Here is a 25,293-nt window from a genome sequence, read left to right as displayed (position 1 = left end):
GGAAGCATTCAATGGCAAAGAGCAAGTTTGAGCGCAATAAGCCTCACGTCAACATTGGCACGATCGGTCACGTCGACCACGGCAAGACGTCGCTGACTGCGGCGATCACGAAGTACTTCGGCGAATTCAAGGCCTACGACCAGATCGACGCTGCTCCTGAAGAGAAGGCCCGCGGCATCACCATTTCGACGGCACACGTCGAATACGAGACGCCAAACCGCCACTACGCACACGTCGACTGCCCCGGCCACGCCGACTACGTCAAGAACATGATCACCGGTGCAGCGCAGATGGACGGCGCGATCCTGGTTTGCTCGGCTGCCGACGGCCCGATGCCACAGACCCGCGAGCACATCCTGCTTGCGCGTCAGGTTGGCGTTCCCGCGATCGTCGTGTTCCTCAACAAGGTTGACCAGGTCGACGACGAAGAGCTCCTCGAGCTCGTCGAACTGGAAGTCCGCGAACTTCTGTCGTCCTACGACTTCCCGGGCGACGACATTCCGATCGTCAAGGGTTCGGCTCTGGCCGCTCTCGAAGATTCGAACAAGAAGATCGGCGAAGACGCCGTTCGCGAACTGATGGCAGCTGTCGACGCCTACATCCCGACGCCTGAGCGTCCGATCGACCAGCCGTTCCTGCTGCCGATCGAAGACGTGTTCTCGATCTCGGGCCGTGGTACGGTCGTGACCGGTCGCGTCGAGCGTGGCATCGTCAAGGTTGGTGAAGAAGTCGAAATCGTCGGCATCCGCGCCACGACCAAGACGACTGTTACCGGCGTTGAAATGTTCCGCAAGCTGCTCGACCAGGGCCAGGCCGGCGACAACATCGGCGCTCTGATCCGTGGCGTACAGCGTGACGGCGTCGAGCGTGGCCAGATCCTGTGCAAGCCAGGTTCGGTCAAGCCGCACAAGAAGTTCATGGCAGAAGCCTACATCCTGACGAAGGAAGAAGGCGGCCGTCATACGCCGTTCTTCACGAACTACCGTCCTCAGTTCTACTTCCGTACAACGGACGTGACCGGTATCGTTTCGCTTCCAGAAGGCACGGAAATGGTTATGCCAGGCGACAACGTCACCGTTGAAGTCGAGCTGATCGTTCCGATCGCGATGGAAGAAAAGCTGCGCTTCGCGATCCGCGAAGGCGGTCGTACTGTCGGCGCCGGCATCGTTGCCTCGATCATCGAGTAATCGATAGATCAACCACTTGAAAAAGGCCTCGCGGGAAACCGCGGGGCCTTTTTCGTTACAGCGTGTTGAAATCGGTCAGGAGACGTCCGCAGGAAGCGCGTACGCCGTTCAGCCAAAGAGTTCATTCATATAGCGGAACTGCGTGCTGCCGCCTGGCTTGGCCCAGCTCTTCGGCAGGCGTGGCGCAGGCTCCATCAGCCGTGCTGCAACATTCTCGGCGCCTGCTTCAATCGCGTCTCTCCCGATGAAACCACCGCGGACCTGCGTCGTCGCGGCAAGCGCCCGCTGGAAGGCGTCGAACAGTTCCATGTCCGGCCGTCCCGGATTCGTCCAGAACTCCGCGAGTGGCCCTTGGAACGTCAGCCCGGGGATGTCGTATACCGCAGCGCCCAGCGCAACTACCGGCTTTGCCATCGATAGCGCGGTCAGTCCGACGGTCGAGTTGACTGTGACGACGCCGGCCGCGCGGGTGATAAGGTCGTCGGTGTCGCCCCCATCCGTATAGAAGACACGGTCCGATATTCCGTGGCGGTTTGAGGCGGCCCGGATGCGCTCGGGCCAGCGCGACAGTCCATTGTCGATCGGATGGACCTTGAACAGCAGGCGGTCGTTACTGCCTGCGTGCTTTGCGAAAGAAGCAATCACCGAATCGACGATGGCGAAGAGGTCGCCGCCGGGGGCGTGACGGATGATCTGGTAATCCCCAGGAAGCTGCAGCGGAAACAGGAAGACCCGAGGCAAGCGCACGCCATCCGCCGTCTGAATCGGGGTGAGGGCGGCTGTGGTCGCGAGATCGGCGTTCCGTCGCCGAGATTTCATCCTCAGCGCCTTCCAGATCCAGCCGGCATATTCCCTAACCGGATGCACGGGCCCATGGGTCCGGTAGTGGGGATGAACGAGCCATCCCAAGAGAACATTGGGAACGTGATAGACAAGATCGTAGAGCGCGTAGGTCAAGAAGCTGGAGCGGTAGCGTCCGACCCCGTCAATGGCCGGTGCGCTTTCCGCGATCATGCGGATACGCTCCGCATCCTGCGGGAAGCGAGAATGTGCCGACATGCCATCCGGCTCTATCGTCAGCCAGTCGGGCCGCAGATACCCGTGTTCGAGAATATGGACGTCAACGCCTCTGGCTGACGCAACGGCAGCCGCGCTGTGATGCGGCGCACGACCATCACCAAGCATGACGATATCGGTTACATTGTGATCGCTTATGTAGCGATCGAGATACACTGCCCAATGTTCAGGCTTTTCGCGAAACAGTTCGCTTTTGCGCGGCCACCAAAACGCCACATCACCTATGGATAGGTTGATCTTCGATACCTGCGCGCCTTTGTTTTCAAGGGCTTCCGCGAGCTTCTTGAGAAACGGCGAGGCGGGTCCTTGAAGCAGCAGGAATCGGCGTTGATGCATGGCGACGTAACCTTGGGATATGCTTCGTGCGTAAAAGGCGCCATTGACGACGGTGGTGCCTTCGTGAAAGTACCGGAACTGTTTAACGGTAATTGTGTGAATTGGCATCCGTCTCACGTACGGGGAGCTGTGTATTACGTCGGGAGAACCCCGATCAGGCTAAACGACCCTCAATTTCATGATCCCGAATCAAGCGGTATTGGCTTCGAATGACAAAAGTCCTGTTTCTCCAAGGTCCACCGTCCGTGTTCTGGCGCGAGCTGGCAAACGCGTTCGAAGCGCAGGGGATCGGTACGAAGCGTGTGAACTTCTCGTTCGGAGACCAGGCCTACTGGCGCAAGTCCGGAGCGATCAACTATCGCGGAACGCTGAGGGCCTGGCCACGCTATCTGGCTGAACTCATCCGTCGCGAAGGCATCACCGACATTCTCTATTATGCCGACAGGCTGCCCTACCATCGCTTTGCCGGACGCGTTGCACGTCGGTTGGGCATTCAGTGTCATGCCGTCGAGTTCGGCTATCTTCGGCCGGACTGGATCACGCTCGAACGCAATGGCATGGGCCGCTTCTCGCACTTCCCCAACGATCCGAACGTGATTCGCAAGGTTGCCGAGCAGGTTCCCGAACCGGATCTCAAGGCACGCTACGGCCACACGTTCGGACAGGAGGCGACAAACGAGGTCATCTATAATCTCCTGGCATATTTCGGCCGCCCGATGTTCCCGTTCTACCGCTCGGACAAGTACTACGATCCGCTGTTCGACTATCTGTCGTGGCTGCCGCGCATGTTCCGTTCGCGCCACGATCTGCCAGAGGGATTTTTCGACGGCGAAACCGGCAAGAATTACCTCCTGGCGCTGCAATTGCAGAGCGACTACCAGATCCGAGCAAACTCTCCTTATCGGCATCTCTCTCAGATGATCGATCAGGTCATCCACTCGTTCTCGAGACATGCTCCCGAAAGCGCGCGGTTGATCGTAAAGCAGCATCCGCTCGACAACGATCTCGAGGGCTGGCGCAAGATCGTGTCGAAGATTGCCGCCCGCTACCGCGTCTCGAACCGGGTCGTGTTTATCGAAAGAGGTGATCTCGGAGCGATCCTTCGCCATTCGCACGGGACGATCGTTGCCAACTCCACGACGGCGATGCACAGCCTGAGAGCCGGTCTTCCGACGATTGCGCTCGGTGCGGCAGTTTACGACATGCTCGGGTTGACCCATCAGGGCGGGATCGACTCGTTCTGGTCTAACCCCGAGCCGCTTGACGCGAACCTGCTGCGCGCATTCATCAAGGCATTGGCCGGCACGGTACAGATCAAGGGCAATTTCTATCACGAAGAAGGCCGCGCGCTCGCGATCGAATCGATCATTACCCGCGTCCGCGACCGCACCGTCAACGAACCTGGTGCCTTCGTCGAAAAACCGCCGCGTCTGGCATGGCAACGGCTTCCTCTGCCAACAGAGAGGCGCGTGCCGGCGACCGGGACGGCGACGGGCGCCGTCGAGCTTTCAACGCGCGATCTTCTCCTAGGGAAGCCGGATCAAGTCTTGTCCCCGGTCTCGGCAATAGATCTCGGCGACAACGTCGGCGGCAAATTCAGATAGCCTGGCAAAGTTCGAAAAACACTCTTGCCAAGTCCGGCGCAGCGTCTTAAAGGGAGCGCCTAGCCGGTGACGGAGAGGATCTTGATGGTCCGTCAGTCTTCGGTTTGAAGGGGTATAGCTCAGTTGGTAGAGCGGCGGTCTCCAAAACCGCAGGTCGTCGGTTCAAGCCCGGCTGCCCCTGCCAGCCTTCGCACAACACATAGCTTGCGACTGTAATTGATAGGCGCTGAGCGGTTGTTGTCCAAAGTTGGGAATTTCATGTAGGCACCTTTTTCCTCTTGTTTAACGGGAAATGGGTGTTTATGTAGGGAACAACAGACACGCGGTGCGTGGGGCTGAACGATATCGGCTTTACGTGCCGTAATTGCGTGGGCAATCGATGGCATCCAAAACCAATCCGGCAACGTTCTTCAAGCAGGTTCGTTCCGAAGCGTCTAAAATCACTTGGCCATCCCGCCGTGAAACCACGATCTCGACGATCATGGTTCTGGTCATGGTCGTGGTTGCGGCGCTGTTTTTCTTCGCTGCGGACCAGCTTATTGGCTGGTTGCTCGGCTTCGTGCTGAACGTCAGCGTTTGATCCTGGAGTATTAAGATGGCGGCCCGCTGGTACATCGTCCACGCATATTCGAACTTTGAGAAAAAGGTCGCTGAGGACATCGAGAACAAGGCTCGCCAGAAGGGGCTTGAGCATTTGTTCGAACAGATCCTCGTTCCGACGGAAAAGGTTGTGGAAGTGCGTCGCGGCCGAAAGGTCGATAGCGAACGCAAGTTCTTCCCGGGCTACGTCATGGTTCGTGCGAACCTGACGGACGAAGCCTACCATCTGATCAAGAACACGCCGAAGGTTACCGGCTTCCTTGGTTCCGACAACAAGCCTGTTCCGATCCCTGACTCCGAAGCCGATCGTATCCTCGGTCAGGTTCAGGAAGGTGTCGAGCGGCCGAAGTCCTCGATCTCGTTCGAGGTTGGTGAACAGGTTCGTGTTTCCGATGGTCCGTTCGCGTCGTTCAACGGCGTTGTTCAGGATGTCGATGAAGAGCGTTCGCGCCTCAAGGTCGAAGTGTCGATCTTTGGCCGCGCCACTCCGGTGGAGCTCGAATACGCTCAGGTCGAGAAGGTCTGATTGTTTTTGAATATGGGCTGCCATTGAGTTGGCGGCCCTGTGCGGCGTTTGCCGCAACCCGCGTGGAAGGTGAGGGGTCTAGCCGGACCTCGATAAGCCGCACCACGCAACCGCAGCCGCCGGTCAATCCGGCATTTCGGACCAAGATATCGGTCCATAACGAAAGGCAGAGAAATGGCTAAGAAAGTAGCAGGCCAGCTCAAGCTTCAGGTCAAGGCAGGATCGGCTAACCCGTCCCCGCCAATCGGCCCGGCGCTTGGTCAGCGTGGCATCAACATCATGGAATTCTGCAAGGCGTTCAATGCCGCCACGCAGGAAATGGAAAAGGGTATGCCGATCCCGGTCGTCATCACCTACTACCAGGACAAGTCCTTCACCTTCGCGATGAAGCAGCCGCCGGTTACTTATTGGCTGAAGAAGGAAGCGAAGATCACTTCCGGTTCCAAGACACCTGGCAAGGGTGGCAAGGCCGGTACCATCACCAAGGCTCAGGTCCGTGCGATCGCCGAAGGTAAGATGAAGGATCTCAACGCAGCCGACGTCGAAGGCGCAATGCTGATGGTTGAGGGCTCTGCCCGCTCCATGGGCCTGGAAGTGGTGGCTTAACATGGTAAAGCTCGCAAAGCGCATGAAGAAGATCCGCGAAGGCGTGGATCCGACAACGCTCATCGCTCTCACCGAAGCCATCTCGATGGTCAAGGAACGTGCGACGGCTAAGTTCGACGAAACCGTCGAAATCTCGATGAACCTCGGCGTTGACCCGCGTCACGCAGACCAGATGGTCCGCGGCGTTGTCAACCTGCCGAACGGCACCGGCCGTGACGTTCGCGTTGCTGTTTTCGCACGTGGCGCCAAGGCTGATGAAGCCAAGGCTGCTGGTGCAGACATTGTTGGCGCAGAAGACCTGCTGGAAATCGTTCAGGGCGGCAAGATCGACTTCGATCGTTGCATCGCAACTCCTGACATGATGCCGCTCGTCGGTCGTCTCGGTAAGGTTCTCGGCCCGCGTGGCATGATGCCGAACCCGAAGGTCGGTACTGTGACCATGGACGTTGCCGGAGCCGTCAAGGCTTCCAAGGGCGGCGCTGTCGAGTTCCGCGTCGAGAAGGCCGGTATCGTTCACGCCGGCATCGGCAAGGCTTCCTTCGATGCCAAGGCACTCGAAGAAAACATCCGTGCCTTTGCTGACGCCGTCATCAAGGCAAAGCCGGCTGGCGCCAAGGGCAACTACCTGAAGCGCGTCGCGATTTCGTCGACGATGGGCCCAGGCGTCAAGATCGAGCCTTCGTCGGTCACAGCCGCTTAATGAATTGCCGGAGCCCCAGGGCTCTGGCTGCATGAATTCCCTCTCCCTTCGGGGAGCGGGAATTTCCGGAGAAATCCGGAATTCCTGTCCGAGATTGCAGGTGGTTTTCCCTTAATCACTTGGCCTGCATGAGACGGGTAAGAACGCAGATTTTCGGCGCTCCGGCGTTGTCAATTCGGTTCGAGCCTTGTGTGCCTTAAGCCTGAAGCCGTCTTGGCGACAGAGCGGGGGGACAGGATCCTCAACCGCCACGGACGGTCCGTCAAACGATCGTTCGAGGCAAAGGCAAACCCGGTAGGGCCTGCAGGATTGCGGTCCTATCAACTGGAGACAGACAGTGGAAAGAGCGGAAAAACGCGAATTCGTCACGGAGCTGAATGAAGTCTTCAAGGCTTCTGGTTCAGTTGTCGTGGCCCACTATGCTGGTGTCACCGTTGCGCAGATGAACGACTTCCGTTCAAAAATGCGTGCTGCTGGCGGCACCGTCAAAGTCGCGAAGAACCGCCTGGCCAAGATCGCTCTTCAGGGTACGGAAGCAGAAGGGATCTCCGATCTCTTCACCGGTCAGACACTCATTGCCTACAGCAATGACCCGATCACTGCTCCCAAAGTCGTCGTGGATTTCGCCAAGACCAACGACAAGATCGTTGTCCTCGGTGGAGCCATGGGAACAACCACGCTCAACGCAGAAGCAGTCAAGTCGCTTGCGACCCTGCCTTCGCTGGACGAGCTTCGTGGCAAGCTGCTGGGCCTCTTGAACGCCCCGGCTACCCGCATTGCAACGGTTGTATCCGCACCAGCAGCTCAGCTTGCTCGCGTGTTTGCGGCTTACTCAAAGAAGGACGAAGCCGCGTAAGGCGGTTTTTCGCTGTTCAAAACCAAGTTCGAACCGAAGATAAGGAACTGATAAAATGGCTGATCTCGCAAAGATCGTTGAAGACCTGTCCGCCCTGACCGTTCTGGAAGCTGCTGAGCTTTCCAAGATGCTCGAAGAAAAGTGGGGCGTTTCGGCTGCTGCTCCTGTCGCAGCAGCTGCTGCTGGCGGCGGTGCTGCTGCTGTCGTTGAAGAAGAAAAGACCGAATTCGACGTTATCCTCGTTGAAGCCGGCGCTAACAAGATCAACGTCATCAAGGAAGTCCGCGCAATCACAGGTCTCGGCCTGAAGGAAGCTAAGGACCTCGTCGAAGGCGCTCCTAAGGCTGTCAAGGAAGCCGTTTCCAAGGCTGAAGCTGCAGACCTCAAGAAGAAGCTTGAAGACGCAGGCGCCAAGGTCGACGTCAAGTAATATCGGAATACGGTGGGGGAGATCAGTCTCCCCCGCTTTCTTCCTCCGAAACTATTACCCAGGGATCGTGAAAACGGCCCCTGGGTAATGGGTTCTCAAGAGGATGGTCCTGAACCGAACCGAGAAGGCAATCCGGCCTTTCGCTTTCGGGAAGTAGGACGAGTTTGAGAATACCATGTTCGACGGGATCGACTGGCCAGCGAACCCCGTCCGTTGCAGGCCCGGATGCAATTTTGAAGGAGCGACGATGGCTCAGACCCTTTCATTTAACGGTCGCAGGCGCGTACGCAAGTTTTTTGGGAAAATCCCCGAAGTCACAGAAATGCCGAACCTTATCGAGGTTCAGAAGGCGTCTTACGATCAGTTTCTGATGGTTGAAGAGCCGAAGGGTGGTCGTCCGGACGAAGGTTTGAACTCCGTGTTCAGGTCTGTCTTCCCGATCAGCGATTTCTCCGGCGCTTCCATGCTCGAATTCGTGTCCTACGAATTCGAACCGCCTAAATTCGACGTTGAAGAATGCCGTCAGCGCGATCTGACCTACGCGGCGCCTCTCAAGGTGACGCTGCGTCTCATCGTGTTTGATATCGACGAGGATACGGGCGCGAAGTCCATCAAGGACATCAAGGAACAGTCCGTCTACATGGGCGACATGCCGCTCATGACCGACAACGGCACGTTCATCGTGAACGGTACCGAGCGCGTCATCGTGTCTCAGATGCACCGTTCGCCAGGCGTGTTCTTCGACCACGACAAGGGCAAGAGCCACTCTTCCGGCAAGCTGCTTTTCGCTGCTCGCGTCATTCCGTATCGCGGTTCCTGGCTCGACATCGAATTCGACGCCAAGGATATCGTCTACGCGCGTATCGACCGTCGCCGCAAGATCCCCGTCTCGTCGCTGCTGATGGCACTTGGCATGGACGGCGAAGAAATCCTGTCGACGTTCTATACGAAGTCCAACTATGTTCGCGACGGCGAAGGCTGGCGCATTCCGTTCAACGCCGAGACCCTCAAGGGTGCCAAGGCGCTGTCGGAAATGGTTGACGCCGACACCGGCGAAGTCGTTGTGGAATCCGGCAAGAAGCTGACCCCGCGTCTGCTTCGTTCGCTGACCGAGAAGGGCCTCAAGGCCATCAAGGCAACGAATGACGACCTCTACGGCAACTATCTGGCCGAAGACATCGTCAACTACTCGACGGGTGAGATCTATCTCGAAGCCGGCGACGAAATCGACGAGAAGACCCTCAAGGTCATCCTCGACCACGGTTTCGACGAGATCCCGGTTCTCGGCATCGACCACATCAATGTTGGCGCCTACATCCGCAACACGCTGGCCGCAGACAAGAACGAGCATCGTCAGGATGCACTGTTCGACATCTACCGCGTCATGCGTCCGGGCGAGCCGCCGACGATGGACTCGGCCGAAGCCATGTTCAATTCGCTGTTCTTCGATTCGGAGCGTTACGATCTCTCCGCCGTCGGCCGCGTGAAGATGAACATGCGTCTCGACGTCGACGCTCCAGACACGATGCGCGTTCTGCGCAAGGACGATATCCTGGCCGTGGTCCGCATGCTCGTCGAACTGCGTGACGGCAAGGGCGAAATCGACGACATCGACAACCTCGGCAACCGCCGCGTTCGTTCTGTCGGCGAACTGATGGAAAATCAGTACCGTCTGGGTCTGCTCCGCATGGAGCGCGCCATCAAGGAACGCATGTCGTCGATCGAGATCGACACCGTGATGCCGCAGGACCTGATCAACGCGAAGCCGGCTGCTGCCGCGGTTCGCGAATTCTTCGGTTCCTCGCAGCTGTCGCAGTTCATGGACCAGGTGAACCCGCTTTCGGAAATCACCCACAAGCGTCGTCTTTCGGCACTTGGCCCGGGTGGTCTGACCCGCGAGCGCGCAGGCTTCGAAGTCCGCGACGTTCACCCGACCCACTACGGCCGTATCTGCCCGATCGAAACGCCGGAAGGCCCGAATATCGGTCTGATCAACTCGCTCGCAACCTTCGCCCGTGTGAACAAGTACGGCTTCATCGAAAGCCCGTACCGCAAGATCATCGACGGCAAGGTGACGAAGGACGTCGTCTATCTCTCCGCTATGGAAGAGGCGAAGTACTACGTTGCGCAGGCGAACTCGGAACTCACCTCCGAAGGCACCTTCGTTGAAGAGTTCGTGGTCTGCCGCCATTCCGGCGAAGTCATGCTGTCACCGCGCGACACCGTCAACCTGATGGACGTTTCGCCAAAGCAGCTCGTCTCCGTCGCAGCGGCTCTGATCCCGTTCCTCGAAAACGACGACGCCAACCGCGCCCTCATGGGGTCCAACATGCAGCGTCAGGCGGTTCCGCTGGTTCGCGCCGAAGCGCCGTTCGTCGGCACCGGCATGGAGCCTGTGGTTGCGCGTGACTCCGGCGCGGCTATTGCTGCCCGCCGTAGCGGTGTTGTGGACCAGGTGGATGCGACCCGTATCGTTATCCGTGCGACGGAAGACCTCGAATCCGGCAAGTCCGGCGTCGATATCTACCGCCTGCAGAAGTTCCAGCGCTCCAACCAGAACACCTGCGTCAACCAGCGTCCGCTGGTCGCCGTCGGCGACATTCTGAACAAGGGCGACATCATCGCTGACGGTCCTTCGACCGACCTCGGTGACCTGGCTCTTGGCCGCAACGCGCTCGTCGCGTTCATGCCTTGGAACGGCTACAACTACGAAGACTCGATCCTCATGTCCGAGCGCATCGTGTCTGACGACGTGTTCACCTCCATCCACATCGAAGAATTCGAAGTGATGGCGCGTGACACGAAGCTTGGTCCTGAAGAAATCACGCGCGACATTCCGAACGTATCGGAAGAAGCGCTGAAGAACCTCGACGAAGCCGGCATCGTCTATATCGGCGCCGAAGTTCAGCCGGGCGACATCCTCGTCGGCAAGATCACACCGAAGGGCGAAAGCCCGATGACGCCTGAAGAAAAGCTTCTGCGCGCCATCTTCGGTGAAAAGGCTTCCGACGTTCGCGACACGTCCATGCGTATGCCTCCGGGCACGTTCGGCACCGTCGTCGAAGTTCGCGTCTTCAACCGTCACGGCGTCGAAAAGGACGAACGTGCGATGGCGATCGAACGCGAGGAAATCGAACGCCTCGCCAAGGACCGCGACGACGAACAGGCGATCCTCGACCGTAACGTCTACGGCCGTCTGATCGAGATGCTCCGTGGTCAGGCGTCTGTCGCCGGTCCGAAGGGCTTCAAGAAGGGCGTCGAGCTCTCCAACGCCGTCGTCTCCGAATATCCCCGCTCCCAGTGGTGGATGTTCGCGGTCGAAGACGAAAAGGTCCAGGGCGAGATCGAAGCACTGCGTGGTCAGTACGACGAGTCGAAGTCGCTGCTCGAGCATCGCTTCATGGACAAGGTCGAAAAGGTCCAGCGCGGCGACGAAATGCCTCCGGGCGTCATGAAGATGGTCAAGGTCTTTGTTGCTGTGAAGCGCAAGATCCAGCCGGGCGACAAGATGGCCGGCCGTCACGGTAACAAGGGCGTCGTTTCGCGTATCGTGCCTGTCGAAGACATGCCGTTCCTCGAAGACGGAACCCATGTCGACATCTGCTTGAACCCGCTGGGCGTGCCGTCGCGCATGAACGTCGGTCAGATCCTCGAAACCCACCTTGCCTGGGCTTGCGCCGGCATGGGTAAGAAGATCGGCGAGCTCCTCGACGAATACCGCAAGACCATGGACATCGGCGAGCTGAAGACAGTTCTGACCGACGTGTATGCCAGTGAGGCCAAGAACGAAGTCGTCGACTTCGACGATGACTCTCTGGTCAGACTTGCCGAACAGTCCCGCAAGGGCGTCTCCATCGCAACGCCGGTTTTCGACGGTGCGCATGAACCGGACGTTGCTTCGATGCTGAAGAAGGCCGGTCTGCACGAAAGCGGTCAGTCGACCTTGTACGACGGTCGTACCGGTGAAGCCTTCGACCGTCAGGTGACTGTTGGCTACATGTACATGATCAAGCTGAACCACCTTGTGGACGACAAGATCCACGCGCGTTCGATTGGTCCGTACTCGCTCGTCACCCAGCAGCCGCTCGGTGGTAAGGCTCAGTTCGGTGGTCAGCGCTTCGGGGAAATGGAAGTCTGGGCTCTGGAAGCTTACGGCGCCGCCTACACCCTGCAGGAAATGCTGACGGTGAAGTCGGACGACGTGGCAGGTCGTACCAAGGTCTACGAGGCGATCGTCCGAGGCGATGACACGTTCGAGGCAGGCATTCCGGAGAGCTTCAACGTTCTCGTCAAGGAAATGCGCTCGCTGGGTCTGTCGGTCGAACTGGAAAATTCCAAGCTCGATACGGCTGACGCACTGCCCGACGCGGCTGAATAAAATTTGACAAGGGGCGTGCGGGGGCAACCGCGCACGCCATTCCCTCCACCGGTGGAGTTTGCATCGGGTGAGGGGAGTTTTGCCGCATTCTGCGGTTATTGTCATTTATGGATCGAGGATCGGCATCCCGGGAATTTGCCGGTACCGCGACCCGACTGAGGGCGTTACGCCCCATCAAGGAGACAGGCATGAACCAAGAGGTCATGAACCTTTTCAACCCGACAGTGCCCGCACAGCACTTCGATTCGATCCGGATCTCGATTGCGAGCCCGGAAAAGATCCTGTCGTGGTCCTACGGCGAGATCAAGAAGCCGGAAACGATCAACTATCGTACGTTCAAGCCTGAACGCGATGGTCTTTTCTGCGCGCGCATTTTCGGACCTATCAAGGACTACGAATGCCTGTGCGGCAAGTACAAGCGCATGAAGTACAAGGGCATCATCTGCGAAAAGTGCGGCGTTGAAGTCACGCTGTCGCGCGTTCGCCGCGAACGCATGGGCCATATCGAGCTGGCTGCTCCGGTTGCCCACATCTGGTTCCTGAAGTCGCTGCCTTCGCGCATCTCGACCCTGCTCGATATGACGCTGAAGGATGTCGAACGCGTTCTGTATTTCGAGAACTACATCGTCACCGAGCCTGGCCTGACGTCGCTGAAGGAAAATCAGCTTCTGTCGGAAGAGGAATACATGATCGCCATCGACGAGTTCGGTGAAGATCAGTTCACGGCGATGATCGGTGCTGAAGCCATCTACGAGATGCTGGCATCGATGAATCTCGAAAAGATCGCTGGTGACCTTCGCACGGACCTTGCTGAGACCACTTCGGATCTCAAGCAGAAGAAGCTGATGAAGCGCCTGAAGATCGTCGAGAACTTCATGGAATCCGGCAACCGCCCGGAATGGATGATCATGAAGGTCGTTCCGGTCATCCCGCCGGACCTACGCCCGCTGGTTCCGCTTGACGGCGGCCGTTTCGCGACGTCCGACCTCAACGATCTGTACCGCCGCGTCATCAACCGTAACAACCGTCTGAAGCGCCTGATCGAACTGCGCGCTCCCGGCATCATCATCCGCAACGAAAAGCGCATGCTGCAGGAATCTGTCGACGCGCTGTTCGACAACGGCCGTCGTGGCCGCGTCATCACCGGTGCCAACAAGCGTCCGCTGAAGTCGCTGTCCGACATGCTCAAGGGCAAGCAGGGCCGCTTCCGCCAGAACCTTCTCGGCAAGCGCGTCGACTATTCCGGTCGTTCGGTCATCGTGACCGGTCCGGAACTGAAGCTGCACCAGTGCGGCCTGCCGAAGAAGATGGCGCTCGAGCTGTTCAAGCCGTTCATCTACGCCCGTCTCGACGCCAAGGGTTATTCCTCGACCGTCAAGCAGGCGAAGAAGCTGGTTGAAAAGGAAAAGCCAGAAGTTTGGGATATCCTCGACGAGGTCATCCGCGAGCATCCGGTTCTTCTGAACCGCGCACCGACGCTGCACCGTCTGGGCATCCAGGCTTTCGAACCGATCCTGGTTGAAGGAAAGGCTATCCAGCTGCATCCGCTCGTCTGCACGGCCTTCAACGCCGACTTCGACGGTGACCAGATGGCTGTTCACGTGCCGCTCTCGCTGGAAGCCCAGCTTGAAGCCCGCGTGCTCATGATGTCGACGAACAACATTCTGCATCCGGCAAACGGCGCACCGATCATCGTTCCTTCGCAGGACATGGTTCTCGGCCTGTACTATCTGTCGATCCTCAATCAGAACGAGCCGGGCGAAGGCATGGTCTTCTCGGACATGGGCGAACTGCACCATGCTCTGGAAAACAAGGTCGTCACCCTGCACGCCAAGATTCGCGGTCGTTTCAAGACGGTCGACGAGGACGGCAAGCCGGTTTCCAAGATCTATGAAACGACACCTGGTCGTATGATCATCGGCGAACTTCTGCCGAAGAACTTCAAGGTGCCGTACGAGACCTGCAACCAGGAAATGACCAAGAAGAACATCTCCAAGATGATCGACACGGTCTACCGCCACTGCGGTCAGAAGGACACGGTCATTTTCTGCGACCGTATCATGCAGCTCGGCTTCACCCATGCGTGCAAGGCTGGCATTTCGTTCGGTAAGGACGACATGATCATCCCGGACTCGAAGGTGAAAATCGTCGGTGATACCGAAGCACTCGTGAAGGAATACGAACAGCAGTACAACGACGGCCTGATCACTCAGGGCGAGAAGTACAACAAGGTCGTAGACGCCTGGGGTAAGGCCACCGAGAAGGTCGCCGAAGACATGATGGCCCGCATTAAGGCTGTCGAATTCGACGCAGAGACCGGTCGCCAGAAGCCGATGAACGCGATCTACATGATGTCCCACTCCGGCGCCCGTGGTTCACCGAACCAGATGCGTCAGCTGGGCGGCATGCGCGGCCTGATGGCGAAGCCGTCGGGTGAAATCATCGAGACCCCGATCATCTCGAACTTCAAAGAAGGACTGACCGTTAACGAGTACTTCAACTCGACCCACGGTGCCCGTAAGGGTCTCGCAGACACCGCCTTGAAGACGGCGAACTCCGGTTACCTGACCCGTCGTCTCGTCGACGTGGCCCAGGACTGCATCGTCAACATGGTCGATTGCGGCACCGAGAGCGGTCTCACCATGACCGCCATCGTTGACGCCGGTCAGGTTGTTGCGTCCATCGGTACCCGCGTTCTCGGTCGTACGGCCCTCGACGACATCGATCATCCAGTCACGGGTGAGCGCATCGTCGATGCTGGTCGCATGATCCTCGAGCCCGATGTCATCGAGATCGAAAAGGCTGGCATTCAGTCGATCCGTATCCGCTCTGCACTGACCTGCGAAGTTCAGACAGGCGTATGCTCGATCTGCTACGGCCGTGATCTTGCGCGCGGTACACCGGTCAACATGGGTGAGGCTGTCGGCGTTATCGCTGCTCAGTCGATCGGTGAGCCGGGTACCCAGCTGACCATGCGTACCTTCCACTTGGGCGGTACGGCTAACGTGGTCGACTCGTCGTTCCTGGAAGCGTCCTATGAGGGCACGATCCAGATCAAGAACCGCAACATGCTGCGCAACTCGGAAAACGTTCTCGTCGCGATGGGCCGCAACATGTCGGTCACCATTCTCGACGAGCGTGGTGTCGAGCGTTCGTCGCAGCGCGTCGCCTACGGTTCGAAGCTGCATGTCGATGACGGCGACAAGGTTCGTCGTGGTCAGCGTCTTGCAGAGTGGGACCCCTACACACGCCCGATGATGACGGAAGTCGCCGGTACGGTGTTCTTCGAGGACATGGTCGACTCGATTTCGGTATCGGAATCGACCGACGAATCCACGGGTATCACCAAGCGTCAGGTTATCGACTGGCGTTCGACCCCGCGCGGTATCGATCTCAAGCCTGCAATCGTCATCAAGGACGCTTCGGGTGCGATCATGAAGCTGTCGCGTGGTGGTGACGCCCGCTTCAACCTCAACGTCGATGCCATCCTGTCCGTAGAACCGGGCAGCAAGGTATCGCAGGGCGATGTTCTGGCGCGTATCCCGATGGAAAGCGCCAAGACCAAGGACATCACCGGTGGTCTGCCACGCGTTGCCGAACTGTTCGAAGCTCGTCGTCCGAAGGACCACGCCATCATCGCTGAGATCGATGGTACGATCCGCCTCGGCCGCGACTACAAGAACAAGCGTCGCGTCCAGATCGAGCCTGCCGAAGACGGTGTCGAAGCAGTCGAATACCTGATCCCGAAGGGCAAGCCCTTCCACCTTCAGGAAGGCGACTACATCGAAAAGGGCGACTACATCCTCGACGGCAATCCTGCGCCGCACGACATCCTGGCGATCAAGGGCGTGGAAGCACTTGCTTCCTACCTGGTCAACGAAATCCAGGAAGTCTACCGTCTGCAGGGCGTTGTCATCAACGACAAGCACATCGAAGTGATTGTTCGTCAGATGCTTCAGAAGGTCGAGATCACCGATAGCGGCGACAGCCAGTATATCGTCGGTGACAATGTCGACCGGATCGAGCTTGACGATGCCAACGACCGTCTCATCGAGGAAGGCAAGAAGCCTGCCTTCGGCGACCCGGTACTGCTCGGCATCACCAAGGCATCGCTGCAGACGCCGTCCTTCATCTCGGCTGCATCCTTCCAGGAAACCACAAAGGTTCTCACGGAAGCTGCAATCGCCGGCAAGACGGATACGCTGCAGGGTCTGAAGGAAAACGTCATCGTCGGCCGTCTCATCCCGGCTGGTACTGGCGGCACCATGACGCAGATCCGCCGCATCGCCACTTCGCGCGACGACCTCATCCTCGAGGAACGCAAGAAGGGCTCAGGCGCTGGCTCGGCTACACCGATGCTGCAGAACATGAACCCGGAAAAGACTCCGGCCGAATAAGGCTGCGAGGGTAGGGCGCCCGGAAACGGGCGCTCTCTTTTCAGGAACGCACGACAAAAAAACGCCCGGAGCGATCCGGGCGTTTTCTTTTATCTAAATTCAGAAACAGGTTAGTCGAAGCGGATGATCGCGACTTCGCCTTCGAGCGCACCCTGATAGGCGGATGCATGCGGCTCTTCCGGCGGCTCGTCGGTCAGGACGCCGATCTGATCGAGGTCGGCCTCTAGGAAGCCTTCTTCGGTCAGCGCGTTCAGCGCCTCGCGTACGGCGGAGTCATCGTCGGGTGCGCGCAGAATGACATGCATCTCGATGCCTTCGCCGCCCTTGGTCTCGTAAGCCTTGCCGATAATGATGAAAATCATCGGGTCATCGAGCGTGTTGTCGTTATCGGCGGGGTTTGCCATGTGCAATCTCCAGGTAAAGGGGCTGACGCTTCATTGTCATCAAGAGGCAAGAGCGAGGAATGTTCCAAAACCTCCTTTATTGCCATATTCAGTGATTCCCAAACGGAAATGCCGGGGTCGAACTTTAATGTTTTGGGGCGGCTTTTCAGGCGATCGAAAACCCCGGTAAACAAGGCTTTCCGCCATTATTTTCGGGCCAGCTCTTGACGCAGAAGGGTTAAGTCAGTAAACGCCGCGGCATCGGACACCATGTGAGACATGTGCGTCTGGAGAGTCTTTCTCCGGAGTTCGCCTCAAACAGGTTTCCAAAAAACGCACGTTGACTACAAGAATGCTGCACGCACGACGCGTTTTCAATGCGTCCTCTGCCTTATGTGGTCCATCCGGATACGGATCGGGCCACGTTTCGTGCATGAGGAGATGTGTGTGTCGCCGCCGGAAACGGCATCCGAATGGTCCCGAAAGGGGCTTGAAAGAAGATTTTGCAAGGGATGGGTATATGCCTACCGTAAACCAGCTGATCCGTAAGCCACGCCAGGCACAGGTAAAGCGCAACAAGGTTCCTGCTCTGCAGGAAAACCCGCAGAAGCGCGGCGTTTGCACCCGCGTTTATACGACGACCCCGAAGAAGCCGAACTCGGCTCTGCGTAAGGTTGCCAAGATTCGCCTCACCAATGGCTTCGAAGTCATCGGCTACATTCCGGGTGAAGGTCACAACCTGCAGGAACACTCTGTCGTCATGATCCGTGGCGGCCGCGTAAAGGACTTGCCAGGCGTTCGTTACCACGTCATCCGCGGCGTTCTCGATACCCAGGGCGTCAAGAACCGTAAGCAGCGCCGTTCGAAGTATGGTGCGAAGCGTCCGAAGTAATCCTTCGGATTTCCAATTTTCCGGCGCTGCGCGAGGTTCTCCGCGTGATAAAGCGTCTAAACCGTTTGAGAGACGAGTAATATGTCCCGACGCCATAGTGCAGAAAAGCGTGAGATCAATCCGGACCCTAAGTTCGGCGATTTGATCGTCACCAAGTTCATGAATGCCATCATGCTTCACGGCAAGAAGTCTGTCGCCGAAAGCATTGTCTACGGTGCGTTTGACTCCGTGCAGGGCAAGGCCAAGTCCGATCCGCTCGGCATCTTCCACACAGCCCTCGACAACGTCGCTCCGCACGTCGAAGTCCGTTCGCGTCGCGTTGGTGGTGCAACCTACCAGGTCCCGGTCGACGTTCGCCCGGAGCGCCGTCAGGCTCTCGCCATCCGCTGGCTGATTGCTGCTGCCCGCAAGCGTAACGAAACCACCATGATCGATCGCCTATCGGGCGAACTCATGGATGCTTCGAACAACCGTGGCAGCGCCGTCAAGAAGCGTGAAGACACCCACAAGATGGCGGACGCAAACCGCGCATTCTCGCATTACCGTTGGTAATCTTCACCCGATCGAGTTTCGAAAGGCAGTCCTATGGCTCGCGAATATAAAATCGAAGACTACCGCAACTTTGGTATCATGGCGCATATCGACGCCGGCAAGACCACGACCACAGAGCGGATTCTTTACTACACGGGCAAGTCGCACAAGATCGGCGAAGTTCATGATGGTGCCGCCACCATGGACTGGATGGAGCAGGAGCAGGAGCGTGGGATCACCATCACCTCCGCTGCGACCACGACCTTCTGGAAGGGCCGTGACGGCAAGATGCGCCGCTTCAACATCATCGACACTCCCGGCCACGTCGACTTCACCATTGAAGTCGAACGTTCGCTGCGCGTGCTCGACGGTGCGATCGCTCTTCTCGACGCAAACGCCGGCGTAGAGCCGCAGACGGAAACCGTCTGGCGTCAGGCCGAGAAGTACCATGTCCCGCGGATGATCTTCTGCAACAAGATGGACAAGACCGGCGCTGACTTCTACCGCTCGGTAGAAATGATCAAAACCCGTCTCGGCGCCATCGCTGTTGTCATGCAGCTCCCGATCGGTGCAGAAACCGAGTTCAAGGGCGTCATCGATCTGATCGAGATGAATGCCCTGATCTGGCGCGACGAGTCGCTCGGCGCTGCCTGGGACGTCGTCGAGATTCCTGACGACATGAAGGAAAAGGCTGCCGAATACCGCGAGAAGATGATCGAACAGGTCGTCGATATCGATGAAGAAGCCATGGAAAACTACTTGAACGGCATCATGCCGGACAATGACAAGATCCGTGCGCTGGTTCGTCGTGGTACCATCGACGTCAAGTTCCATCCGATGTTCTGCGGCACGGCCTTCAAGAACAAGGGCGTTCAGCCTTTGCTCGACGCCGTTGTCGAATATCTGCCTTCGCCGCTCGACATCCCGTCCATCAACGGTATCGACGTCAAGACCGAAGCCGAAATCGCCCGTCATCCGTCGGATGATGAGCCGCTTTCGATGCTGGCCTTCAAGATCATGAACGACCCCTTCGTTGGTTCGCTCACCTTCGCCCGTATCTATTCCGGCAAGCTCACCAAGGGCACGGCCGTCATGAACACGGTCAAGGAAAAGCGCGAGCGCGTCGGCCGCATGCTGCAGATGCACTCCAACTCCCGTGAAGACATCGAAGAAGCCTTTGCAGGCGACATCGTGGCTCTCGCAGGTCTCAAGGAAACCACGACCGGCGACACCCTGTGTGATCCGCTGCACCCGGTTATCCTCGAGCGTATGGAATTCCCTGAGCCGGTCATCCAGATCGCCATCGAGCCGAAGACCAAGGGCGACCAGGAAAAGATGGGCCTCGCGCTTAACCGCCTGGCTGCTGAAGATCCTTCGTTCCGCGTCAAGACGGATGAAGAATCCGGCCAGACGATCATCGCCGGCATGGGCGAACTGCATCTCGACATCCTCGTCGACCGCATGCGTCGTGAATTCAAGGTAGAAGCTACTGTCGGTGCGCCGCAGGTTGCCTACCGCGAAACCATCACACGCACGCACGAAGAAGATTACACGCACAAGAAGCAGTCCGGTGGTACCGGTCAGTTCGCGCGCGTCAAGATCGTCTTCGAACCGAACCCAGATGGCGACGAATTCAAGTTCGAATCCAAGATCGTTGGTGGTTCCATTCCGAAGGAATACATCCCCGGCGTTCAGAAGGGTATCGAGAGCGTTCTGTCTTCGGGTCCGCTCGCGGGCTTCCCGATGCTCGGCGTCAAGGCAACCCTGATGGACGGCGCCTTCCACGACGTCGACTCCTCGGTCCTCGCGTTCGAAATCGCATCGCGTGCTTGCTTCCGTGAAGCGGCAAAGAAGGCTGGCGCACAGCTTCTCGAACCGATGATGAAGGTCGAAGTTGTGACGCCGGAAGATTACGTCGGTGACGTTATCGGCGACTTGAACTCCCGTCGTGGCCAGATCCAGGGCCAGGAACAGCGCGGCATCGCGATCGTTATCAACGCTCACGTGCCACTCGCGAACATGTTCAAGTACGTCGACAACCTGCGCTCCATGTCGCAGGGCCGTGCACAGTATTCGATGACCTTCGATCACTACGCACCGGTTCCGTCGAACGTCGCGACCGAAATCCAGGCGAAGTATTCCGGTCAGAAGTAATCGGAATACCGATCCACAATACGCCTCGGCCTCGTGCCGGGGCGACAACAAGAATTGGAGCCCTTGAGGGCTCACGCAAAATGGAGAGCCGGAAATGGCAAAGAGCAAGTTTGAGCGCAATAAGCCTCACGTCAACATTGGCACGATCGGTCACGTCGACCACGGCAAGACGTCGCTGACTGCGGCGATCACGAAGTACTTCGGCGAATTCAAGGCCTACGACCAGATCGACGCTGCTCCTGAAGAGAAGGCCCGCGGCATCACCATTTCGACGGCACACGTCGAATACGAGACGCCAAACCGCCACTACGCACACGTCGACTGCCCCGGCCACGCCGACTACGTCAAGAACATGATCACCGGTGCAGCGCAGATGGACGGCGCGATCCTGGTTTGCTCGGCTGCCGACGGCCCGATGCCACAGACCCGCGAGCACATCCTGCTTGCTCGTCAGGTTGGCGTTCCGGCAATCGTCGTGTTCCTCAACAAGGTTGACCAGGTTGACGACGAAGAGCTTCTCGAGCTCGTCGAACTTGAAGTCCGCGAACTTCTGTCGTCCTACGACTTCCCGGGCGACGACATTCCGATCGTCAAGGGTTCGGCTCTGGCCGCTCTTGAAGATTCGAACAAGAAGATCGGCGAAGACGCCGTTCGCGAACTGATGGCAGCTGTTGACGCCTACATCCCGACGCCTGAGCGTCCGATCGACCAGCCGTTCCTGCTGCCGATCGAAGACGTGTTCTCGATCTCGGGCCGTGGTACGGTCGTGACCGGTCGCGTCGAGCGTGGCATCGTCAAGGTTGGTGAAGAAGTCGAAATCGTCGGCATCCGCGCCACGACCAAGACGACTGTTACCGGCGTTGAAATGTTCCGCAAGCTGCTCGACCAGGGCCAGGCCGGCGACAACATCGGCGCTCTGATCCGTGGCGTACAGCGTGACGGCGTCGAGCGTGGCCAGATCCTGTGCAAGCCAGGTTCGGTCAAGCCGCACAAGAAGTTCATGGCAGAAGCCTACATCCTGACGAAGGAAGAAGGCGGCCGTCATACGCCGTTCTTCACGAACTACCGTCCTCAGTTCTACTTCCGTACAACGGACGTGACCGGTATCGTTTCGCTTCCAGAAGGCACGGAAATGGTTATGCCAGGCGACAACGTCACCGTTGAAGTCGAGCTGATCGTTCCGATCGCGATGGAAGAAAAGCTGCGCTTCGCGATCCGCGAAGGCGGTCGTACCGTCGGCGCCGGCATCGTTGCCTCGATCATCGAGTAACAAATCAGAGGGCAGGGCGGGTTCTTCGGGGCCCGCCCGGTTCACTTTTTTCAAGCAAGTTGGCCCTGCTGACTTGCTTATGACATGAAAATGTAGCAAATGGCGCGCGAGCGCTATTTGCGCCTTGCTTCGTTTTATCGGGGCAGGCAATTGCCAAAGACATTAAGGTGGGCCTTCGGCCTGGAGACGAGAACGGACTGCCGCTGTTGGCGCACCCGTTCGATCTTTGACACTGGTGGTCCCGCCTTAGGATAACGAACAACTCGTGCTGTAACGTTGGCACGTGGAAACAAGAAACAAGGATAACGTCGAATGAACGGCCAAAATATCCGCATTCGCCTGAAGGCGTTCGATCACCGCATTCTCGACGCTTCGACGCGTGAGATCGTGTCGACGGCGAAGCGCACCGGCGCAAGCGTCCGGGGCCCCGTTCCGCTTCCGACTCGCATCGAGAAGTTTACGGTTAACCGGTCCCCCCACATCGACAAGAAAAGCCGCGAGCAGTTCGAGATGCGCACACACAAGCGCCTTCTCGATATCGTAGACCCGACACCACAGACCGTGGACGCGCTGATGAAGCTCGACCTCGCCGCAGGTGTCGATGTTGAGATCAAGCTCTGAGGCTTATGTCTCGAGCTGAGTGAGAAGGATTGAACCGATGCGTTCGGGTGTAATTGCACAGAAAGTGGGAATGACCCGCGTCTATAACGACGCTGGTGAGCACATCCCGGTTACCGTTTTGCGGCTGGAGAACTGCCAGGTCGTCGCACAGCGCACTGTTGAGAAGAATGGCTATGTTGCCGTTCAGCTCGGTGCTGGCGTCGCCAAGGTAAAGAACACCTCCAAGGCTATGCGTGGCAACTTCGCCATCGCTAACGTCGAGCCGAAGTCGAAGCTCGTTGAGTTTCGCGTTTCCGAAGAAAATCTGATCGACGTTGGCACTGAGCTGAAGGCCGATCATTTTGCTGCTGGTCAGCTGGTGGATGTCACCGGCACTTCGATCGGTAAGGGTTTTGCCGGTGCTATGAAGCGCCATAACTTCGGTGGTCTGCGGGCGACCCACGGTGTTTCCGTGTCGCACCGTTCGCACGGTTCGACTGGTAACAACCAGGATCCGGGCAAGGTCTGGAAGGGCAAGCGCATGGCTGGTCACATGGGCCAGACGCGTATCACCACGCAGAACCTCGAAATCGTCTCGACGGATGAAGACCGCGGACTGATCCTCGTCAAGGGTGCCGTTCCCGGCTCCAAGGGCGCCTGGATTGAAGTTCGCGACGCCGTCAAGTCGGCCGCGAAGTAAGGGAGCCAGCTATTATGGAATTCAACGTCAAGACCCTCGAGGGAAAAGACGCCGGCCAGGTTTCCCTGTCGGACGCGATTTTCGGCCTCGACCCACGCGAGGATATCCTCGCACGCATGGTGCGTTACCAGCTCGCTAAGAAGCAGCAGGGCACGCACAAGACCAAGAGCCGTTCCGAGATTGCTCGCACCGGTGCGAAGATGTTCAAGCAGAAGGGTACGGGCCGCGCTCGTCACCATTCGGCTCGCGCTCCGCAGTTCCGTGGTGGTGGTCGTGCACACGGCCCGGTCGTCCGCAGCCACGAGCATGACCTTCCTAAGAAGGTTCGCGCTCTTGCTCTGCGTCACGCCCTGTCTGCAAAGCTGAAGTCTGAAGATCTGATCGTCATCGACAACCTGGTTGCTTCTGAAGCAAAGACCAAGGCTCTCGTCGGTACGTTCGCATCGCTCGGCCTCACCAACGTGCTGTTCATCGGCGGTGCTGAGCTCGACAGCAACTTCAAGCTCGCGGCCCAGAACATCCCGAATGTGGACGTTCTGCCGGTCCAGGGCATCAATGTTTACGACATCCTGCGTCGCGGTAAGCTCGTGCTTTCCAAGGCTGCGGTTGAAGCCCTCGAGGAGCGTTTCAAGTGACCGACATTCGCCACTATGATGTGATCGTATCTCCTTCGATCACCGAAAAGTCGACACTGGTTTCCGAGTATAACCAGATCGTCTTCAACGTTGCCAAGACTGCTTCGAAGCCGGAAATCAAGGCTGCCGTAGAAGCTCTCTTCGGTGTGAAGGTCACTGCCGTCAATACGCTGGTCCGCAAGGGCAAGGTGAAGCGCTTCAAGGGCTTCATCGGCAAGCAGAAGGACGTCAAGAAGGCTGTCGTAACCCTGGCCGAAGGTCAGACGATCGACATCTCCACCGGTCTCTGAGGTAAAGAAAAATGGCACTGAAAAGCTATAATCCGACGACCCCGAGCCAGCGTCAGCTGGTTATCGTCGACCGTTCGGGCCTCTGGAAGGGCAAGCCCCTCAAGTCGCTGACTGAAGGTCTGTCCAAGAGCGGTGGTCGCAACAACAACGGTCGTATCACTGCCCGCTTCATCGGCGGTGGTCACAAGCGTACCTATCGCCTGGTCGACTTCAAGCGTCGCAAGTTCGACATTGAAGGCACGGTCGAGCGTCTGGAATACGACCCTAACCGTACCGCGTTCATCGCGCTCGTCACCTACACGGACGGCGAACAGGCCTACATCATCGCTCCGCAGCGTCTTGCTGCAGGCGACAAGGTCATCGCTTCCTCGAAGGCTGTCGACGTGAAGCCCGGCAACACGATGCCGCTGCAGTTCATCCCGGTTGGTTCGATCGTTCACAACGTCGAAATGAAGCCAGGCAAGGGCGGTCAGATTGCTCGCTCCGCCGGCACCTATGTGCAGCTCGTCGGCCGCGATGCCGGCATGGCGATCCTGCGCCTCAACTCTGGTGAACAGCGTCTCGTTCCGGGCTCCTGCCTGGCTTCGATCGGTGCTGTCTCCAACCCCGATCACGGCAACATCAACGACGGCAAGGCCGGTCGTACCGTATGGCGTGGCAAGCGTCCGCATAACCGCGGCGTTGTCATGAACCCGGTCGACCACCCGCACGGCGGTGGTGAAGGCCGTACCTCTGGTGGACGCCATCCGGTGTCCCCGTGGGGCAAGCCCACCAAGGGCAAGCGCACGCGTTCGAACAAGTCTACGGACAAGTTCATCATGCGCTCGCGCCACGTCAAGAAGTAAGAGAGGAAGTCGTTAAATGGCTCGTTCAGTTTGGAAAGGTCCGTTTGTTGACGGCTATCTTCTCAAGAAGGCTGAGAAGGTGCGCGAAGGCGGACGCAGTGAAGTAATCAAGATGTGGACCCGTCGGTCCACGATCTTGCCGCAGTTTGTCGGTCTGACGTTCGGCGTCTACAACGGCAACAAGCACGTGCCGGTCAGCGTCAACGAAGACATGGTCGGACACAAGTTTGGTGAATTCGCTCCCACCCGGACCTATTACGGTCACGGCGCGGACAAGAAGGCGAAGAGGAAGTAAT

The 25,293-nt window shown here is 58.2% G+C and carries 22 protein-coding genes and 1 tRNA gene; 21 read left to right on the top strand and 2 right to left on the bottom strand.

What is annotated here, in order from left to right; genetic code table 11:
* Positions 1–11: 11 nt before the first annotated feature.
* Positions 12–1,187: an elongation factor Tu gene (gene tuf / locus ACQY1L_RS08515; protein WP_092662037.1), complete on the top strand. Its 1,176-nt coding sequence runs from the start codon at positions 12–14 to the stop codon at positions 1,185–1,187.
* A 108-nt stretch (positions 1,188–1,295) separates the two neighbouring features.
* Here the strand turns inward: tuf (ACQY1L_RS08515) and ACQY1L_RS08510 are convergent, their stop codons facing one another.
* Positions 1,296–2,600, bottom strand: a complete 1,305-nt coding sequence (locus ACQY1L_RS08510; protein WP_430243783.1) for a capsule biosynthesis protein — start codon at positions 2,598–2,600, stop codon at positions 1,296–1,298.
* Between the two features lie 209 nt (positions 2,601–2,809).
* Between ACQY1L_RS08510 and ACQY1L_RS08505 the strand changes: the two genes are divergently transcribed.
* The 10 genes from ACQY1L_RS08505 (at position 2,810) to rpoC (ending at position 16,697) form a co-directional block, all read left to right on the top strand.
* Complete coding sequence (locus ACQY1L_RS08505; protein ID WP_430243781.1) at positions 2,810–4,204, top strand: capsule biosynthesis protein; 1,395 nt, start codon at positions 2,810–2,812, stop codon at positions 4,202–4,204.
* 108 nt (positions 4,205–4,312) lie between these two features.
* Positions 4,313–4,388, top strand: a tRNA-Trp gene (locus tag ACQY1L_RS08500).
* Between the two features lie 195 nt (positions 4,389–4,583).
* A complete protein-coding gene (secE, locus tag ACQY1L_RS08495; RefSeq protein WP_062453170.1) occupies positions 4,584–4,784 on the top strand; it encodes a preprotein translocase subunit SecE in 201 nt (66 codons plus the stop codon).
* A gap of 15 nt (positions 4,785–4,799) precedes the next feature.
* A complete protein-coding gene (nusG, locus tag ACQY1L_RS08490; protein ID WP_062453169.1) occupies positions 4,800–5,330 on the top strand; it encodes a transcription termination/antitermination protein NusG in 531 nt (176 codons plus the stop codon).
* A gap of 174 nt (positions 5,331–5,504) precedes the next feature.
* The gene (gene rplK, locus ACQY1L_RS08485) at positions 5,505–5,936 is read left to right on the top strand and encodes a 50S ribosomal protein L11 (RefSeq protein ID WP_062453168.1); all 432 of its coding nucleotides are present in this window, start codon (positions 5,505–5,507) and stop codon (positions 5,934–5,936) included.
* 1 nt (position 5,937) lies between these two features.
* Positions 5,938–6,636 carry a 50S ribosomal protein L1 gene (rplA, locus tag ACQY1L_RS08480; RefSeq protein WP_062453167.1) on the top strand — a complete coding sequence of 233 codons (699 nt, stop codon included), beginning with the start codon at positions 5,938–5,940 and terminating at the stop codon, positions 6,634–6,636.
* 337 nt (positions 6,637–6,973) lie between these two features.
* A complete protein-coding gene (gene rplJ, locus ACQY1L_RS08475; protein ID WP_062453166.1) occupies positions 6,974–7,492 on the top strand; it encodes a 50S ribosomal protein L10 in 519 nt (172 codons plus the stop codon).
* A gap of 55 nt (positions 7,493–7,547) precedes the next feature.
* The gene (gene rplL / locus ACQY1L_RS08470) at positions 7,548–7,922 is read left to right on the top strand and encodes a 50S ribosomal protein L7/L12 (protein ID WP_062453165.1); all 375 of its coding nucleotides are present in this window, start codon (positions 7,548–7,550) and stop codon (positions 7,920–7,922) included.
* A 247-nt stretch (positions 7,923–8,169) separates the two neighbouring features.
* A complete protein-coding gene (gene rpoB / locus ACQY1L_RS08465) occupies positions 8,170–12,300 on the top strand; it encodes a DNA-directed RNA polymerase subunit beta (protein WP_062454716.1) in 4,131 nt (1,376 codons plus the stop codon).
* 188 nt (positions 12,301–12,488) lie between these two features.
* Positions 12,489–16,697: a DNA-directed RNA polymerase subunit beta' gene (gene rpoC / locus ACQY1L_RS08460; protein ID WP_092665502.1), complete on the top strand. Its 4,209-nt coding sequence runs from the start codon at positions 12,489–12,491 to the stop codon at positions 16,695–16,697.
* A gap of 110 nt (positions 16,698–16,807) precedes the next feature.
* Here rpoC and ACQY1L_RS08455 read toward each other — a convergent pair whose 3' ends face one another.
* The gene (locus tag ACQY1L_RS08455) at positions 16,808–17,101 is read right to left on the bottom strand and encodes a hypothetical protein (RefSeq protein WP_062453163.1); all 294 of its coding nucleotides are present in this window, start codon (positions 17,099–17,101) and stop codon (positions 16,808–16,810) included.
* 499 nt (positions 17,102–17,600) lie between these two features.
* Between ACQY1L_RS08455 and rpsL the strand changes: the two genes are divergently transcribed.
* The 10 genes from rpsL (at position 17,601) to rpsS (ending at position 25,292) form a co-directional block, all read left to right on the top strand.
* Entirely contained in the window at positions 17,601–17,972 is a 372-nt protein-coding gene (gene rpsL, locus ACQY1L_RS08450; protein WP_042618537.1) for a 30S ribosomal protein S12, read from the top strand.
* Between the two features lie 81 nt (positions 17,973–18,053).
* On the top strand, positions 18,054–18,524 hold the full coding sequence (gene rpsG / locus ACQY1L_RS08445; RefSeq protein ID WP_062580266.1) for a 30S ribosomal protein S7: 471 nt from the start codon (positions 18,054–18,056) through the stop codon (positions 18,522–18,524).
* 33 nt (positions 18,525–18,557) lie between these two features.
* Positions 18,558–20,657, top strand: a complete 2,100-nt coding sequence (fusA, locus tag ACQY1L_RS08440; protein WP_062453161.1) for an elongation factor G — start codon at positions 18,558–18,560, stop codon at positions 20,655–20,657.
* Between the two features lie 94 nt (positions 20,658–20,751).
* Positions 20,752–21,927 carry an elongation factor Tu gene (gene tuf, locus ACQY1L_RS08435; protein ID WP_092662037.1) on the top strand — a complete coding sequence of 392 codons (1,176 nt, stop codon included), beginning with the start codon at positions 20,752–20,754 and terminating at the stop codon, positions 21,925–21,927.
* A gap of 312 nt (positions 21,928–22,239) precedes the next feature.
* Positions 22,240–22,548, top strand: coding sequence for a 30S ribosomal protein S10 (rpsJ, locus tag ACQY1L_RS08430; protein ID WP_003547547.1), 309 nt, complete (start codon positions 22,240–22,242; stop codon positions 22,546–22,548).
* Between the two features lie 37 nt (positions 22,549–22,585).
* Entirely contained in the window at positions 22,586–23,227 is a 642-nt protein-coding gene (gene rplC / locus ACQY1L_RS08425; protein ID WP_430243770.1) for a 50S ribosomal protein L3, read from the top strand.
* A gap of 14 nt (positions 23,228–23,241) precedes the next feature.
* The gene (gene rplD, locus ACQY1L_RS08420) at positions 23,242–23,862 is read left to right on the top strand and encodes a 50S ribosomal protein L4 (RefSeq protein ID WP_062457774.1); all 621 of its coding nucleotides are present in this window, start codon (positions 23,242–23,244) and stop codon (positions 23,860–23,862) included.
* On the top strand, positions 23,859–24,152 hold the full coding sequence (locus tag ACQY1L_RS08415) for a 50S ribosomal protein L23 (protein ID WP_062457771.1): 294 nt from the start codon (positions 23,859–23,861) through the stop codon (positions 24,150–24,152). The genes rplD and ACQY1L_RS08415 overlap by 4 nt, the downstream gene beginning before the upstream one ends.
* 11 nt (positions 24,153–24,163) lie before the next feature.
* Positions 24,164–24,997: a 50S ribosomal protein L2 gene (gene rplB / locus ACQY1L_RS08410; RefSeq protein WP_062457768.1), complete on the top strand. Its 834-nt coding sequence runs from the start codon at positions 24,164–24,166 to the stop codon at positions 24,995–24,997.
* 16 nt (positions 24,998–25,013) lie between these two features.
* Entirely contained in the window at positions 25,014–25,292 is a 279-nt protein-coding gene (gene rpsS, locus ACQY1L_RS08405; RefSeq protein WP_062457765.1) for a 30S ribosomal protein S19, read from the top strand.
* Position 25,293: the final 1 nt, after the last annotated feature.

This window comes from Neorhizobium sp. DAR64862/K0K3 (assembly GCF_050500185.1).
GTDB classification, from domain to species: Bacteria; Pseudomonadota; Alphaproteobacteria; order Rhizobiales; family Rhizobiaceae; genus Neorhizobium; species Neorhizobium soli.
Note: the sequence above shows the minus strand (reverse complement) of the source record. Positions and strands in the feature narration are given on the sequence as shown.

Coding starts and splice junctions, on each gene's coding strand:
- rplA (WP_062453167.1), top strand. CDS start 5,938: ATGGTAAAGCTCGCAAAGCGCATGAAGAAGATCCGCGAAGGCGTGGAT.
- tuf (WP_092662037.1), top strand. CDS start 12: ATGGCAAAGAGCAAGTTTGAGCGCAATAAGCCTCACGTCAACATTGGC.
- rpsL (WP_042618537.1), top strand. CDS start 17,601: ATGCCTACCGTAAACCAGCTGATCCGTAAGCCACGCCAGGCACAGGTA.
- ACQY1L_RS08510 (WP_430243783.1), bottom strand. CDS start 2,600: ATGCATCAACGCCGATTCCTGCTGCTTCAAGGACCCGCCTCGCCGTTT.
- rpsS (WP_062457765.1), top strand. CDS start 25,014: ATGGCTCGTTCAGTTTGGAAAGGTCCGTTTGTTGACGGCTATCTTCTC.
- tuf (WP_092662037.1), top strand. CDS start 20,752: ATGGCAAAGAGCAAGTTTGAGCGCAATAAGCCTCACGTCAACATTGGC.
- rplB (WP_062457768.1), top strand. CDS start 24,164: ATGGCACTGAAAAGCTATAATCCGACGACCCCGAGCCAGCGTCAGCTG.
- rpoC (WP_092665502.1), top strand. CDS start 12,489: ATGAACCAAGAGGTCATGAACCTTTTCAACCCGACAGTGCCCGCACAG.
- rpoB (WP_062454716.1), top strand. CDS start 8,170: ATGGCTCAGACCCTTTCATTTAACGGTCGCAGGCGCGTACGCAAGTTT.
- ACQY1L_RS08455 (WP_062453163.1), bottom strand. CDS start 17,101: ATGGCAAACCCCGCCGATAACGACAACACGCTCGATGACCCGATGATT.
- rplK (WP_062453168.1), top strand. CDS start 5,505: ATGGCTAAGAAAGTAGCAGGCCAGCTCAAGCTTCAGGTCAAGGCAGGA.
- rplL (WP_062453165.1), top strand. CDS start 7,548: ATGGCTGATCTCGCAAAGATCGTTGAAGACCTGTCCGCCCTGACCGTT.
- fusA (WP_062453161.1), top strand. CDS start 18,558: ATGGCTCGCGAATATAAAATCGAAGACTACCGCAACTTTGGTATCATG.
- secE (WP_062453170.1), top strand. CDS start 4,584: ATGGCATCCAAAACCAATCCGGCAACGTTCTTCAAGCAGGTTCGTTCC.
- ACQY1L_RS08505 (WP_430243781.1), top strand. CDS start 2,810: ATGACAAAAGTCCTGTTTCTCCAAGGTCCACCGTCCGTGTTCTGGCGC.
- rpsJ (WP_003547547.1), top strand. CDS start 22,240: ATGAACGGCCAAAATATCCGCATTCGCCTGAAGGCGTTCGATCACCGC.
- rplC (WP_430243770.1), top strand. CDS start 22,586: ATGCGTTCGGGTGTAATTGCACAGAAAGTGGGAATGACCCGCGTCTAT.
- rpsG (WP_062580266.1), top strand. CDS start 18,054: ATGTCCCGACGCCATAGTGCAGAAAAGCGTGAGATCAATCCGGACCCT.
- nusG (WP_062453169.1), top strand. CDS start 4,800: ATGGCGGCCCGCTGGTACATCGTCCACGCATATTCGAACTTTGAGAAA.
- rplD (WP_062457774.1), top strand. CDS start 23,242: ATGGAATTCAACGTCAAGACCCTCGAGGGAAAAGACGCCGGCCAGGTT.